Below are 15,653 nucleotides of genomic sequence, written 5' to 3' on the forward strand. Positions count from 1 at the left end.
TAAACACATGGTTAAAATTATGATTGTAGAAGACGATATGAAAATTGCAGAACTATTATCAACACATGTTGCGAAATATGGGTATGAAGGAATTATTGTATCGGATTTTCAAAATGTATTAAATATTTTTTTAGAAGAACAACCAGAGTTAGTTTTATTAGATATTAATTTACCGAGTTTTGATGGGTACTATTGGTGTCGTCAAATTCGCGGAGTTTCCACGTGTCCGATATTATTTATTTCAGCTCGTGAAGGTACGATGGATCAAGTTATGGCGTTAGAAAACGGTGGTGATGATTTCATTTCAAAGCCATTCCATTACGAAGTTGTAATGGCTAAAATTCGAAGTTATTTAAGACGTGCTTACGGAGATTATGCACCGAAAGTAGAAGAGCGGATGGTTGAGCAACATGGACTTTGTTTATATCCTGAAAGGCTTGTATTGAAGCTTAAGAATCAAGAAATTGACGTAACGAGAAATGAAGCTATTTTATTAGAAATGTTAATGAAAAATTATCCGCGTGTTGTGAGTAGAGAAGTGTTGTTAAATAAATTATGGGATAGCGAATCATATGTTGATGATAATACATTAAGTGTAAATACAACACGTGTGCGAAAAAAGTTAAAAACATTACATATTGAGGATGCGATTGAAACGATTCGTAGTGTTGGATATAGATTACATATTACTTGGGATACTGGTATGGAAAAATGATAAGGCTGTTTATACGTGATCATATACCTCTTATTTGTTTTACAGTCATTCAACTATTATCCATATTTCTCGTTTATTGGTTTGATGGGCATAAGCATATCGCGACGGCATTGTATGCAATGTTTTTAGGTGCCCTTTTTATGGTAGGCTATTTAGTACTTCGTTACTTTACTCATCGTACTTTCTATGAACGATTAGCAAACCCGATGCAATCTTTAGATGAATCTGTTCAAAAATCTGATTTTGCAGCTATATCTGCTGCGCTTCAAGACTTACTTGAGGTACAATATCGCCATTATCAAAATCAGCTCCACATACAAGAAAGAAAAAATAATGATCATTTAACTTTTATGAATCAGTGGATTCATCAAATGAAAACACCTTTATCTGTAATAGAATTAATTACACAGGATGAAGTGGATCCACGTTTTGAAAGTATAAATGAGGAAACAGATAGGCTGAAAAAGGGGCTAGAGATGGCACTGTATGTCGCACGTTTAGAAGCATTTACACAAGATTTTTATGTGGAAAGAGTACAATTACATAAAATAGTGAATGATTCTGTGCATGAACATAAACGCTTCTTTATCCGGAATTTTGTATATCCAGAGCTTAAAATTGATAAGGACATTACAGTAGAAAGTGATGCGAAATGGTTACAATTTTTAATTGGACAAATACTATCAAATGCGATTAAATATTCATCTGGTAGTCGAGAGAAGATTAAAGTGAAAGCTTGTAAGGAAGGTAATAATGTTATACTTGAAATTGCTGATAACGGTGTAGGCATACCAAAGCAAGATTTGCCAAGAGTGTTTAAACCTTTCTTTACAGGAGAAAATGGTAGAGATTTTAAAGAATCAACTGGAATGGGGCTATATCTCGTATATGAAATTACGAAGCAATTAGGACATAGTGTAGAAATCCATTCAGAAGTTGGTAAAGGTACGGTTGTACGAATTAAATTTTATAATGTATAAATAAGTAATCTAGGCTAAAGAGCTTTGGAAATAAGTTTTTTAGCCTTTTTTTAGCGGTTATATGAAATGGTAAAACGTCATATTAGTATGTATAATGACACACTAATAAATACGATTGTTAAATTTGAAGGATTTAATAAAAAGCTGATAAATATTTTTGTAAGAAAAAAGCCACCCCTTTGAAAGAGATAGCTTCATGGATCCTATCCTATCCTATGTATAAGTATAATGTTCGAATACGTGATATGTTTTGTGGACTATAATACAATTAGTCTTTTGTTTTTTCATGATACAGTATTGTAATTAAGTAAACAAACTTAATAATTTATACCCAATTAACCCCAAAATAGTGATAGGAATCATCATTAAGAAAGAAGACACACGATAAGCATTAGAGCGTTCTAATACAAGAATCAAGATAATTCCGACTATCACTTCCGTATATCCAACAGGTAACATGTGACTGTAATCTTCAAAGTTTAATAGAATGTGAAGTCCGTCCGCTACAAAAACTCCACTTAAAAGTGCGCTTCCGAATTTATGAAGTGGATTTGTAGTATCTTTCCATAGAAAACCTGCAATTCCAAAGATAGTTCCTCCTATACATGCACATACAATCCATACAGATATAAAATAAATAGAGTGAGCTACATTTTTAATAACTATTGCATAACCATAATAGCCTAATACCATACCGAGTAGTGCAAGGATACCAGAAAGCATAGCTGTACGCTTAGAATAACTAAGGCTAGCCACGAAAAAGGATGGAACTAACCAAACGCTTCCTAAGTTAGCTAATGAATGCCAATTTCCTGGAAGTATACCTTGCCCCAATTTCGTTAGTATACCAACAAGTATCCCTACTATAATCGGGAGGATAAAAATCCTTACAAATATATTTAACTTTGTGATTTCTAATGTCCTGTCCATAAATTCAATCCTTACATTAATATTTTCTGCAACTATATAATAGCTTATTAAAGGGGAGTAATCAATAATAATTTATTGAAAAACAATAAGTTATTATTGGATAACGAATAACATTTTATTTTTATATAATAGAGTGTTTAGAAGTTTTTTACAGGGGAAATCTAAAGGACGTATTACAATCAATGTAATTTGTGCTTGTTCAATATGAAGTTGAAAAATGATAAATAAGTCTAAAAGAAAGCAATCTTTTTAACAGCACAAATAATTGCATTTACTCATACAGTACTATTATGGTACAATATGGTTACTAATGACGGAAAGGAATGATGGGTGGACGATGATTAACTAATCTTATTTTTAAATGTTGAAATTCAATACATTTCAATTTCTAAAAAATAGGATTAGTCTGCCCAATTTCCATACAACGGTATTGCTATTTGATTTGCGTAATAGCTTATTTGGGTATAAATATTTTAACGACTAATCCTGCCAAATTTATTTGGGAGGATTTTTTTATTCTCCCTTAATGAAAGGGATCGGTATTATGAAAGAACTATTAAAATTAAATGATGTTTATGTTGAAATAAAGGAAAATATGTTGTTAGAGAAAATGAATGTGACAGTAAAACAAGGGGATGTTATCGGATTAATTGGTAAAAATGGTGCCGGTAAATCAACGTTACTTCAATTAATAAATGGGAAGATTGAGCCTTCAAAAGGTACTGTTGAATGGATGCAAATGAACATGACAACAGCATATGTTGAACAAGAAAAAGAATCTTTTGTTAGTAAGGATATAATTGCAAAAGAAGCAGAACTTCTTGCGAAATGGGGCGTGCCAACGAATGATTTTCGTACTTTAAGTGGTGGTGAAAAGCTAAAAGTTCGATTAGCAAAAGGATTTGCTGAAAATCCTAATGTCTTAATATTAGACGAACCGACAAATCATTTAGATGAGATGAGTACAGAATTTCTCATTAAGCAAATTAAAAATATGAAAGGTACAGTTATCGTCGTATCGCATGATCGATATTTTTTAGATGTTGTCGCGACTAGAATATGGTCAATTGAGGATAAGAAATTAATTGACCATAGCGGTAATTATACGAGTTATATGAAAGCACGTGAGCATAAAAGAATGACGCAGCAGCGTGAATATGAAAAACAACAAAAAAAGATAGAACAAGTAGAAACTCATATAAAAGAACTAAGTTCATGGTCACAAAAGGCACATGCGCAGTCTACAAAACAAGAAGGAGTTAAAGAATTTTATCGTGTAAAAGCGAAGCGCATGGATGCACAAGTGAAGTCGAAACGAAAACGTCTCGAAAAAGAGCTAGAGAAAACGAAGGTAGAAATTGTGAAAGAGGAGTATTCAGTTGAATTCTCTATTCAAGCGAGTAAAAAAGTAGGAAAACGTTTTTTAGAAGTAAAACAATTGCGGAAAGAATTTAATAATCGAATATTATTTGAAAACGTTAATTTTACAATTCAACACGGTGAGAAGATTGCGATTGTTGGACCAAACGGTAGCGGGAAAACAACTTTACTGAAGATGATTATGGGAAACGAAACTGCTGAAGGAGAAGTATGGATTTCACCTTCAGCAAACATCGGTTATTTAACACAAGAAGTATTTGATTTACCGCTGGAAAAAACACCAGAAGATTTATTTTTCAAAGAGACGTTTGAAGAAAGAGGAAAAGTCCAAAATTTAATGAAACATTTAGGGTTTGAACTTTCCCAATGGAAAGAGCCGATACGATATATGAGTATGGGAGAACGAGTAAAATGTAAGCTAATGGCTTATATTTTAGATGAAAAAGATGTACTTATTTTAGATGAACCAACGAATCATCTTGATCTGCCTTCACGTGAACAGCTCGAAAATACATTAGCTGAGTATAACGGAACACTCGTTATCGTTTCTCATGATCGATATTTTCTGGAGAAAACAACAAACACAAAACTTGTGTTTGTAAACAATACGATACAAAAGCAGCTTGAAGAACCTACGAAAACTAGAGATGAAATTGAAGAGCTACGTTTAACGTTAGAAACAGAAAGACAAGAAGTATTAGGGAAATTAAGCTTTTTAACTTCTAAAGACAAAGAATATAAAGCTCTGGATGAACGATTTATGGAACTTACGAAGCAGATTAAGGAGCTTTAATATAAGTAAGGGGGATTAACATGGGAGAAGAGAGTGTGACTAAGTTATTTAGAATAGATTGTGGAGATCTATACCTACAAGAGTTTACGGTCAATGATGCAGAGAGTATTTATCAAATACATTTCAATTAAAGGCGTAAGTTAAAAATATAACTTTGGGAAGGAAAAGACCATTATCGGTCTTTTCTTTTTCGTATAATAAAGATAGGAGATTGTATTTCTTACCACTATACAATTATTATAAGATAGTTATGCGTTAATTTTAATTTGTAAATAATGTTATTATCGGTTTTTTTAGAAATCTTACAAGCGTGTAAGATAAATGAAAGATGAATCAATATGAGCTATAAGAGAATTCATTTACACTCTATTGTGAGAAGTGCAAATGAAGGGAGAATAGAAATGGAAATTTTACATGCAAAAAATATTAGTAAAGTATATAAAGGGAAAATACCTTTTAAAGCATTAGTAGATATTGATTTATTAATCCAAGAAGGTGAATTTATAGGGATCATGGGCCCATCTGGTAGCGGAAAAACAACATTATTAAATATGGTATCTACTATCGACTCTCCAACATCGGGAGAAATAGTAATAAATGGTACGAATCCTTTCCAGTTATCATCTGAAGATTTGGCTTTATTCCGTAGAAAACAATTAGGATTTGTATTCCAATCATTTAATTTACTTAGTACGCTTACAGTGAAGGAAAATATCGTATTGCCGATGACATTAGATGGTGTTTCTGTGCAAGAAATGAATAAACGAGTAGAAGAAATTGCAGAGAAATTAAATATTACAGATATATTGAATAAAAGAACGTTTGAAATTTCAGGGGGACAAGCTCAAAGAACAGCAATTGCTCGTGCAATTGTTCATAAGCCGCAATTATTACTTGCTGATGAACCGACCGGGAATTTAGACTCTAAATCTTCAAATGATGTAATGGAGATGCTGGATACGCTTAATAAGGAAGAAAAGGCAACGATGATGTTAGTTACACATGATCCGTATGCAGCTAGTTTTTGCAGCCGAGTAATCTTCATAAAAGATGGTCAACTGTATAACGAAATTTATCGTGGTGAAAGTCGGCAAACCTTTTATCAAAAGATTATGGATGTCCTTTCTTTGTTAGGAGGGAAAAGGCATGACTTTTCGGCAGTTCGCATTTAATAATATTTTTCGAAATAAGCGTACATATGCTGCTCATTTTTTAAGTAGTGCATTTTCGATTATGATTTTCTTTACGTATGCACTTTTATTATTTCATCCTGATTTACAGGGGGAGTTGAAATCAACAAGCTCAACAATAAGTACATTTGGTACATTAGGATTTAAAGTTTCGCAAGGGTTGATATTTGTATTTTCATTTTTCTTCATTCTATATTCAGTTAGTTCATTTTTAAAAACGCGTAAGAAAGAATTTGGCATTTTAATGATGCAAGGTATGTCAATGAGACAGCTTAAGAAGTTATTGTTAATTGAAAATATGTTAATTGGAATTGGTTCAATTTGTATAGGTATTCTTATTGGACTCATTTTTTCTAAACTAGTTTTATTAATAAGCGCCAGTGTATTAATGATTAGCAATGGATTACCTTTTTATATACCAGTACAGGCTGTATTATTAACAGTCATTACATTTCTGTTCTTATTTTTAATTGTTTCGCTAGTAACATTTAAAATGATAAAAGTTACAGAGCTTGTGGAACTGATTCAAGCAGGGGAAAAGCCAAAACCTGAACCAAAATCGTCAATTTTATTATCAATTTTCTCTTTGTTTAGTATAGGGTATGGCTATATTTTAGTATTTCGCTTTATCCCAAGTTATAGTTTTATTACACTCGGAATAGGTGTGCTCTTAGTAATTATAGGAACATACTTTTTATATACACAGTGTAGCGTTTATATATTGCATCTTGCGAAAAGGAGTGAATCTTTCTTTTTAAAAAGAACGAATATATTAACATTTTCAGAATTAATTTATCGTATGAAAGATAATGCAACAATGTTTTTTATAGTATCTATTATTTCAGCAGTTGCTTTTACAGCAATTGGAACGACAGCTGCTCTTGGAAATAAAGATTTGGTAAGGATGACAAACCCGTATACATTGCTATATGTAGCTCCTGAAAAAAACAAAATAGCGGATAAACATCTCTCTACAATAAAAAAATATTTTGCTGATGCTAATATTCCATATCGAATGGCTTCATCCTCATACATATATACTGAAAGTAATGTATATGTAATGAAACTAAGTGAATATAACGAACTTGCGAGAGCACTCGGTTATCAACAAGAAACAATTGAAAAAGAAGATGAAATGTTATTAATCCCAGGAATGGTATCACAAAAACAGGAATTTAAAAATGGTGATTATAAAAAGGATATTGAGGTCATTCAAGGAGAGTGGACAAAGACATTTCATGTGAAAAAAACTGTAGATAATTTAGTTTTGCCACATGATACGGAAGGGATTTATATTGCTATTCAAGATTATGTGTATGATGAAATTCCGCTTAATAGTAGTCCAGATTATGAAAATATAATTCAATATCGAACGTATGGATTTGTTGTAGATGATTGGTTAAAAACGAAAGAAATTTCAAATCAATTAAATAATATATTCGAAAAAGAGCCTAGAGACATACATTTTGAATTTAGAGCTCTAACTATAGAGTTGTTAAGTGCAAAACAAACAAATGGATTATTACTGATGGCAAGTGTTTTAGTTGGAATCGTCTTCTTCACATTCGCCGCTAGTTTTATTTACTTCAGGTTATATACTGATTTGGATCGCGATCAACAACAATATAAAATGATTTCGAAAATGGGATTAAGTAAACGAGAGTTGAAAAAAGTTGTAACGAGACAGTTATTATTAATGTTCTTTTTACCGATTATCATTGCAGTAATTCACACAGTGGTTGCTTATATGGCATTGCAACAATTGGTCGATTTTTCTATTTTAAATAGTGCTATCTTAATTCTAATTTCATTTATTTGTATACAAGTTTTATATTTCTATATAACTCGTTGGCGCTATTTAAAAAAGCTTTATAAAACTATGGAGCAATAGAGATTATGAGCAAGTAAGATTGCAGAAAAGCATGTAAAAAAACAATTTTGGTTATGAAAGGAACTGTGATGAAAAAAACAATATCTATTTTCATATTAAGTATATTATTGTTAATAAATGTAAGTGCATGCTCTAAAAATGAAAACAGATTTCCAGCAAACGGCGTACTAGTTATTGGAGATGAGGACAATACTTCAACTATTATAGATCGTTATAAGGAAAACACGAAAGAACATGAAGTTTTTTCTGTGAAAACAGGTAGATTTGACCAAAAGAGGGTTTTAATATTAAATGAATCTACTGCAAAAGCGATGATTAAAGCAAAAATTTTTCGTGAAAGAGATCAATCATCTCTTTCCAAACCTTTAGATACGTTGCCAAATTTTCCAAAAGAAAGTTCACTACTATTTATAAATGAAGAAGAAAAGAATATAAAAAGTATTGAAATAGAAGGAAAAGCGATACCAGTTACATATGATAGGGATGCTTGGCTTGGTAATAATCGAAACTATGGACTACTATCGTATGTAATTGTCGCGGAAAATAATGTGTATAATGAAATAAAAGCAAATGAAACAAAAATACAACTTCTTCATTTGAAAAAATCTTTAGGCGACGAAAAACCTAAAATGTCGACAGATAATACATTGACTAATGAATATGTAAAAGTAAGAAAGTTAATTGAAGGTTATAGAGATGAGGTATCAGTTCAGTTTGTAACGATTGGAGAAAAATCTTAAAAAAGAGCTCGAGGTTGATGGATACTTTATCAAGCTCGAGCTCTTTTTAATACCGTTTAAATAACTTACATTACTTCATTTAATCGAGTCTCACTCGTTTCTTCAATCGCATTTGAATTTTGAACTGAATTATTTTGTGCTTCTTTTTCTTTACGAGCCTTTTGTAGCATTTCAAGTATAATCCATAAAGGAACACCTTTATCTTTTAGCATCTTCCATAAATCTAATTCATTAAATTTATGCTCAGGTTGTTTCATCTCTTTTTCAGATGAACGAATATCAAATTTGATGGGATCATTTGATTTTTTATCTTCAAGTTTAGTAGAAGAGATCGTATTATGCTCAAGAGTAGATGGAGTTATTTTAGTAGGTTGAGATAATGTATGAATATTTGATCCGATTTGCATGCTTTTTCCTCCTTTTCAAGCAATGAGATTAGTTTTCTTATGGTTTTTAAATCTTTTTAACATGAGGAAACTATATCTAATTATAAATTCAAATAAACAGATTTACAAGCTGTATTGTAAAAAGTAAATGTTTAGTTGAAGTAATATTTATCAACATCTGTATATATTTTCTATATATACAACGTATATAAAATACTTTACATTATGTTTAAGTTATTAAAGCATGCTGTAAACTAAAAAGTGTAAACGCTTTATTAGAGGAAGGAAGTATGGGGAAGTTATTTTTAAAAATATGTTTTTTTGCATTGATGACTGTATGTTCATTCGCCACGAAAGTAATTTACGCTGAAGAGAGTCAACAAAATAATTATCCGATCATATTAGTGAATGGATTTGCTGGATGGGGTAGAGAAGAAATGCTTGGCGTAAAATATTGGGGTGGTGTTCATGATATACAGGAAGAGTTGAAACGTAATGGTTATACAGTTCATACCGCAGCTGTTGGGCCAGTTTCTAGTAATTGGGACCGTGCATGTGAATTATATGCCCAAATTAACGGTGGTACAGTGGACTACGGTGCCACACATGCTGAGAAACATGGACATAATCGGCTTATAGTGGTTTCGGATTACCTATTTTGGGAAGAAGACTCCATCTGATTTGTGTTACGGGTGAAGCCCAACAATTCAGGTGGAGATGAATTGCCGTCAGAAGGTAGGTTGAACTCTTTTGTTTCGCTCATAGTAATTTTTTGAGTGCGAATGTTTGTTTCTTTTTGTCTTACGATATAATGTAGATGAGGAGGGAATAGATTGTAAGGCAACGAAATTGGATAATGATTATCATTCCGCTACTTGATCCAAAAGGAATTACGATGCAGAACATGTTCTTGTTTCATTTCTTTCTAAATATTAATTTGTCAAAAATAATTTTAATGAACGCTCTAAGAAAGGTGGTGAAAACAATGGCTAGAAAGAAAGCGGTGAAAGTATTACGGAAACAAAAGAAAAGAAAAACGATGCAACGATTCACGCAGAAACAGAATATCGGACGAGCTTGCCTCACAGCTAAAGAGTTTCGTTTACTTAGGCGCATGTCACATAGCTCAAAAGCGTTGCGAAATGTTGGCTTGTATACCATGAAACAAAGCTATTTGAATGATAATAAGATGGCTACCGTAAAAGAAGTGGACACTGCCATGCAAGCCGATATGAACTACTGGGGCATGCAATCAAACTCTGTTCAAGCGATTCGTAGAGCCTTATTTACAGAAGGGAAGAGCTTTTTTAAGGCATTGGAACAGTGGAAGAAAAATCCCGAGAAGTTCACAGGTCGTCCGAAGTTTCCGAATTATTCTCGTTCCACTGACAAACGAATTATTGAAATCTACCAAGTTCCAAAAGTGGATGAGAGCGGGTATTGGATTATTCCGATGAATATTGCATTCAGAAAAAAATTCGGTTCCATTAAAATACGTATGCCAAAAAACTTAAGACATAAAAAAATTTCCTATATTGAGATTGTACCGAAGCAAAAAGGTCGGTTCTTTGAGGTGCATTACACATATGAAATGCACATTTCTCAAATGAAGAAACCATCCACGACTACAAGTAACGCTTTGAGTTGCGATTTAGGTGTAGATAGATTAGTAAGTTGCGTAACAAATACAGGTGATGCATTTTTAATTGATGGAAAAAAACTAAAATCTATTAACCAGTACTTCAACAAAGTGATACGTAATCTACAACTGAAAAATGTAGAAAACGGACTTTCTAAACGAATTGTAACGAATAAAATGGCTGTACTTTGGCATAAACGAGAACGACAAATAAATGGTTACATTTCACAAGCGGTAGGCCTGTTGTTCAAAAAAGTGAAAGAATTTGATATAGATACGATTGTTGTAGGGTATAACACGGGTTGGAAACAAAAATCTGATATAGGGAAAAAGAATAATCAAAAGTTTGTTCAAATCCCATTTCAGAAATTGATTGCAGCAATTGAGAATAAATGTATAAAAGAAGGCATTCGTTTTTTAAAACAAGAAGAAAGCTATACTTCAAAAGCTAGTTTTCTGGATAAAGATCCGGTTCCAGTTTGGTCTAAGGATGATAAGATGCAGTATCTCTTTAGTGGCAAACGAATCACGCGTGGTCTGTACCAAAGTAAAGCAGGAACATGTATCCATGCTGATATTAATGGTGCGCTGAATACATTGCAAAAATCGAGAGTTGTAGAATTAGATGAAAATCTCAAAGTGAGAACGCCGATTCTATTAGAAGTGTAAAAACGTAAGGCTGTTGCTTCGCGCATAGCTTAGTGGGTGCGTCAACCATCTATGTGTACTCGACTTGTCGGGGCTTGTAGCACACGCCAGATTCATCTGAGTGGTGGCTTTTTCCACAAGGGAGAACTGCTCTTTTTCGAAAGGGTGGTGCAAGTGGGAAAACAATCGTTCGTTGTTAGTACCAACCAAAAATATACTTGGGGTGTTACCATAAGGTGGCATGAATGCTAGAGCGTCAAACTGTCTAGCGATAGACGAAAAGACCTAGTGTTCGAACTCAAGCCCCCACTGAAAGGCTTTATCTCAGTGGGGGTAGTTGACATTATATTGAAAGTGGGATTTGGTAGAAAAATATGGGGGGATATTATGAAAATTCAAGTTGTATTATCAGGATACGGAACAGTAGGCAGAGAGTTTATAAAATTAATAAATGAAAAATATTCATATATATATGAAACATATGGGATTCAATTAGTTGTAAGTGGCGTATTAGGGAGAAATATTGCAATACATAATGAGGATGGATTATCTATTCATAACTTATTAATGTATGGTAGCAATAGTGCTGCAATTGAAAAGTATATAGAATATCATCCGGAGGAACGTGCAAAAGATAACATAAGTGGTACAGTGCTGGTGGAATCAACAGTTACAAACCTTAAAGATGGAAATCCAGGGAAACAATATATAAAACAAGCGATTGAAAAACAAATGGATATAGTAGCAATTTCAAAAGGTGCGCTTGTTACAAACTGGAGAGAAATAAATGAAGCTGCAAAAATCGCAAATGTACGAATTCGATATAGTGGTGCAACTGCTGCGGCATTACCGACACTTGATATTGGTCAATTTAGTTTGGCCGGTTGCCGTATTGAAAAAATAGAAGGAATATTAAACGGGACTACAAATTATATTCTTTCGAAAATGAATGAGGAAGATATTACGTTTGAAGAAGCATTGAAAGAAGCGCAAAGTAAAGGAATTGCTGAAACGAACCCAATATTAGATGTAAGTGGTTCTGATAGTGCGTGTAAATTGTTACTCTTGACAAACAGTTTAATGGGAGCAGAGAATACGCTTACCGATATACCTATAAAAGGAATCGAACATGTTACAAAACAACACATTCGAAATGCTAAGGAACAAAATAAATTTATTAAATTAATTGCATCAGCATATAAAGATGAGGATGGCAATGTGAATTTAAATGTTGAACCGTGCGAAATAGATAAAGATCATCCGCTAGCAAATGTAAATGGGACAGAAAAAGGGATTACGTTCTTTACAGATACGATGGGCCAAGTTACTACAATTGGTGGTGCATCAAATCCACGCGGAGCCGCAGCAGCAGCTTTAAAAGATATAATTAATTTATATCGTAAAGATTTGTCACGTATTAACGGGGAGTAAAGTTACTAATTGATTAAAGTTGTATTTTATAAAACCGTACCGCCCTTTATAAAAAATACATATGTAGTGGACCTTTTGAGAATGAAATAATTATGCAAAAATGATTGCAGGGGGTAAGGAATTGTTTAAAGATTTTAAAGTTGTGAAAGATCGTCCCGTTTATATTCAATTAAAAGATTATTTAAAGAAGATGATTATGAAAGGGCATTTGCTCGGGGATCAAAAAATTCCTTCAACAAGGGAACTAAGTGAATTACTTAGTGTAAGCAGAAACACTGTACTCGCTGCTTATGCAGATTTAGAGCAAGAAGGGCTCATTTATGCAGTTAAAGGAAAAGGAAATTTTGTTGCGAAGGTTGATATATCGAACACTTCGTCTGTTGAAATAGATTGGAAAAATAAACTTAATACAGTTACTTTATTAGCTGATGAATTAGATTTAATGAAACATGGTGTTCGTTGGGAAAAAGGAATGATTGTTTTTAACAGTATTGCTCCGGACGAAAAGCTATTTGATGTGGAAAATTTCAAAAGAGCTTTTCTTACTCGTATGTCCATTGAAGGTGATGTCGTATTAAATTACGGATACGCAAAAGGCTATAGACCGTTAATGAAATATCTACTTCATTATATGGAAATGAAAGGTGTAGATATTTCGAACAAAGATATTTTAATTACAAATGGATTTACAGAAGGGTTAGACATTGTAATATCCTCGTTGTCAAAGAGATCAGGTCGAGTTATTTGTGAGAATCCAACTCACCATGCTGCGCTGAAACTATTCCGCTTACATGGCCTTGAAGTTCATGGTATTGATATGAATGAAGATGGTATTGATACGAATCAAGTTGAAAAAAGCTTGCGTGAAAAAGAGTTTGATTTTGCGTATTTAATTCCTTCCTATCATAATCCAACCGGCATTGTGACGAGTTCAGAGAAAAGAACGGAACTGATGAGATTATTTTCAAAATATAAGATTCCTATTATAGAAGATGGATTTAATGAAGAGTTACGTTATTCAGGTTCACATTTAGCACCATTATTAACTTTTGCTGGTGCTGGTAATAATGTGATTTATATTAGTAGCTTTTCAAAGGTACTTTTCCCTGGCTTGCGTGTAGGTTGGATCATTGCAGATAAAGAACTAATTCATTATTTAGAAAGTGTGAAAAGAGCAAGAACTATTCACACATCTACTTTAGATCAAGCTGTTCTTTTTCAATATTTACATGAAGGATATTTTGAAAAATATTTAAAAAAGGCAAGGTCTGTTTATAAGAAAAAATATGAGTTAGCTGTTGGGGCGTGTAACGAGTACATTCCGTTTCAAAGAATGACCGGTGATGGTGGACTTCATTTATTTATAGAGTTAGAAGAAAAAATTCATGCCCGTAGGCTTTTGCAAAAGTGTTATGAGCAAGGGGTTACATTTTCTCCTGGAGATGTGTTTTATTCTGATGGAGGAGGAGCGAACACGTTTCGATTAGGATTTTCACGTTTGAAAGAAGAAGAAATAGTTCGGGGAATCAAAATAATCGGTGATACAATAAAGTGAAACTTTAATCAGTGGGGGGGTGTTCATCCCCCACTGATTATTAGCCCTCACCAATCGGGCTTTTACAGGCAGTTGATCCCCCACCTAACTGCATTGTTTCCGCTGAATTTTGAGGTGGGGGTCTTACTGCCCGTTAATGCGGGATAAAAAAAGAAATTTGGAGTTGAGGAAATGAGAATTGGTGTTATTATGGGAGGAGTATCCTCTGAAAAACAAGTATCAATTATGACTGGAAATGAAATGATTGCAAATTTAGATAAAAATAAATATGAAATTGTACCAATTACATTAAATGAAAAAATGGATTTAATCGAAAAAGCGAAAGACATTGATTTTGCATTGCTCGCATTACACGGAAAATACGGAGAAGATGGGACAGTTCAAGGAACGCTTGAAAGTTTAGGTATTCCTTATAGCGGGAGCAATATGTTATCTAGCGGTATATGTATGGACAAAAACATGTCAAAAAAGATTTTACGTTATGAAGGAATAGAAACACCAGATTGGATTGAACTTACAAAAATGGAGGATCTAAATGTTGATGAATTAGATAAGTTAGGATTTCCATTAGTGGTAAAACCAAACTCTGGTGGTTCTAGTGTTGGGGTAAAGATTGTCTATGGTAAAGATGAATTAATTTCAATGTTGGAAACTGTGTTCGAATGGGATTCTGAAGTAGTAATAGAGAAATATATAAAAGGTGATGAGATTACATGTTCCATTTTTGATGGTAAACAGTTACCCATCATTTCAATTCGACATGCGGCGGAGTTCTTTGATTACAATGCGAAATATGATGATGTAGGTACTATTGAAGAAGTTATTGAACTTCCAGCTGAACTTAAGGAACGTGTAAACAAAGCGTCACTGGCTTGCTATAAAGCATTAAAATGTAGTGTTTATGCAAGGGTTGATATGATGGTGAAGGACGGTATTCCATATGTAATGGAGGTTAATACATTACCAGGGATGACACAAGCGAGTTTACTTCCCAAAAGTGCAGCTGCAGCGGGAATTGACTATAGTAAACTATTAGATATGATTATTGAAACTTCATTAAGAGTAAGGGAAGAAGAAGGGTTTTAAGTAGCAGTACCATGAATACTTTTGACAGTAACATGAAGTATGTTATGATGAATACGATACGAAATTTATATATTTATCCACTAGGGGGGCCTATTATAGGCTGAGATCAAATTGGAATTTGAGACTCTTAGTACCTGATCTGGTTAATGCCAGCGTAGGGAAGTGGGAAAGACATTGTTATTTTATGAATAAATACTGTCAATTTCACTTTCTTTACGTCTGTAAAGAAAGTTTTTTTGTTTTACAGATTTAATAATGGTGGGTAAATACTTAAATTTCATACATAATT

General features: G+C 33.1%; 12 protein-coding genes, 2 pseudogenes and 1 riboswitch. Of the genes and pseudogenes, 12 read left to right on the forward strand and 2 right to left on the reverse strand.

Annotation, left to right across the window (positions count from 1 at the left end; translation table 11 throughout):
• Positions 1 to 7: 7 nt before the first annotated feature.
• Complete coding sequence (locus tag PDK19_RS13200; RefSeq protein ID WP_000238988.1) at positions 8 to 715, forward strand: response regulator transcription factor; 708 nt, start codon at positions 8 to 10, stop codon at positions 713 to 715.
• On the forward strand, positions 712 to 1,695 hold the full coding sequence (locus tag PDK19_RS13205) for a sensor histidine kinase (RefSeq protein ID WP_270707272.1): 984 nt from the start codon (positions 712 to 714) through the stop codon (positions 1,693 to 1,695). The genes PDK19_RS13200 and PDK19_RS13205 overlap by 4 nt, the downstream gene beginning before the upstream one ends.
• A gap of 303 nt (positions 1,696 to 1,998) precedes the next feature.
• On the opposite strand, the gene PDK19_RS13210 is transcribed toward PDK19_RS13205, so the two are convergent.
• On the reverse strand, positions 1,999 to 2,625 hold the full coding sequence (locus PDK19_RS13210; protein WP_049111249.1) for a DUF6518 family protein: 627 nt from the start codon (positions 2,623 to 2,625) through the stop codon (positions 1,999 to 2,001).
• A gap of 544 nt (positions 2,626 to 3,169) precedes the next feature.
• On the opposite strand from PDK19_RS13210, the gene abc-f reads away from it, so the two are divergent.
• The 5 genes and pseudogenes from abc-f (at position 3,170) to PDK19_RS13230 (ending at position 8,619) form a co-directional block, all read left to right on the forward strand.
• The gene (abc-f, locus tag PDK19_RS13215; protein WP_270707274.1) at positions 3,170 to 4,798 is read left to right on the forward strand and encodes a ribosomal protection-like ABC-F family protein; all 1,629 of its coding nucleotides are present in this window, start codon (positions 3,170 to 3,172) and stop codon (positions 4,796 to 4,798) included.
• A gap of 20 nt (positions 4,799 to 4,818) precedes the next feature.
• Positions 4,819 to 4,917: pseudogene (locus tag PDK19_RS27290) on the forward strand (acetyltransferase); the annotation flags it as partial.
• 282 nt (positions 4,918 to 5,199) lie between these two features.
• Positions 5,200 to 5,970: an ABC transporter ATP-binding protein gene (locus tag PDK19_RS13220; RefSeq protein WP_000404252.1), complete on the forward strand. Its 771-nt coding sequence runs from the start codon at positions 5,200 to 5,202 to the stop codon at positions 5,968 to 5,970.
• Entirely contained in the window at positions 5,945 to 7,879 is a 1,935-nt protein-coding gene (locus PDK19_RS13225; protein WP_270707276.1) for an ABC transporter permease, read from the forward strand. The genes PDK19_RS13220 and PDK19_RS13225 overlap by 26 nt, the downstream gene beginning before the upstream one ends.
• Before the next feature lie 68 nt (positions 7,880 to 7,947).
• The gene (locus tag PDK19_RS13230; protein ID WP_014893694.1) at positions 7,948 to 8,619 is read left to right on the forward strand and encodes a lipoprotein BA_5634 family protein; all 672 of its coding nucleotides are present in this window, start codon (positions 7,948 to 7,950) and stop codon (positions 8,617 to 8,619) included.
• Positions 8,620 to 8,684: 65 nt separating this feature from the next.
• On the opposite strand, the gene PDK19_RS13235 is transcribed toward PDK19_RS13230, so the two are convergent.
• Positions 8,685 to 9,026 carry a DUF3914 domain-containing protein gene (locus PDK19_RS13235; RefSeq protein WP_001165513.1) on the reverse strand — a complete coding sequence of 114 codons (342 nt, stop codon included), beginning with the start codon at positions 9,024 to 9,026 and terminating at the stop codon, positions 8,685 to 8,687.
• 269 nt (positions 9,027 to 9,295) lie between these two features.
• On the opposite strand from PDK19_RS13235, the pseudogene PDK19_RS13240 reads away from it, so the two are divergent.
• The 5 genes and pseudogenes from PDK19_RS13240 to ddlB form a co-directional block, all read left to right on the forward strand.
• Positions 9,296 to 9,637 (forward strand): annotated as a pseudogene (locus tag PDK19_RS13240) (esterase/lipase family protein); the annotation flags it as partial.
• A 353-nt stretch (positions 9,638 to 9,990) separates the two neighbouring features.
• Positions 9,991 to 11,313 (forward strand): transposase, encoded by a 1,323-nt coding sequence (locus PDK19_RS13245; protein ID WP_270707278.1) that lies wholly within the window; start codon positions 9,991 to 9,993, stop codon positions 11,311 to 11,313.
• A 366-nt stretch (positions 11,314 to 11,679) separates the two neighbouring features.
• A complete protein-coding gene (locus PDK19_RS13250) occupies positions 11,680 to 12,723 on the forward strand; it encodes a homoserine dehydrogenase (RefSeq protein WP_270707280.1) in 1,044 nt (347 codons plus the stop codon).
• A gap of 121 nt (positions 12,724 to 12,844) precedes the next feature.
• Entirely contained in the window at positions 12,845 to 14,278 is a 1,434-nt protein-coding gene (gene pdxR / locus PDK19_RS13255; RefSeq protein ID WP_074615363.1) for a MocR-like pyridoxine biosynthesis transcription factor PdxR, read from the forward strand.
• 171 nt (positions 14,279 to 14,449) lie between these two features.
• Complete coding sequence (gene ddlB / locus PDK19_RS13260) at positions 14,450 to 15,364, forward strand: D-alanine--D-alanine ligase (protein WP_001219733.1); 915 nt, start codon at positions 14,450 to 14,452, stop codon at positions 15,362 to 15,364.
• A gap of 72 nt (positions 15,365 to 15,436) precedes the next feature.
• Positions 15,437 to 15,542, forward strand: a riboswitch (TPP riboswitch).
• The last annotated feature ends 111 nt before the right edge of the window (positions 15,543 to 15,653 follow it).

Source organism: Bacillus cereus group sp. BcHK124, assembly GCF_027712065.1.
Taxonomy (GTDB): Bacteria; Bacillota; Bacilli; order Bacillales; family Bacillaceae_G; genus Bacillus_A; species Bacillus_A pacificus.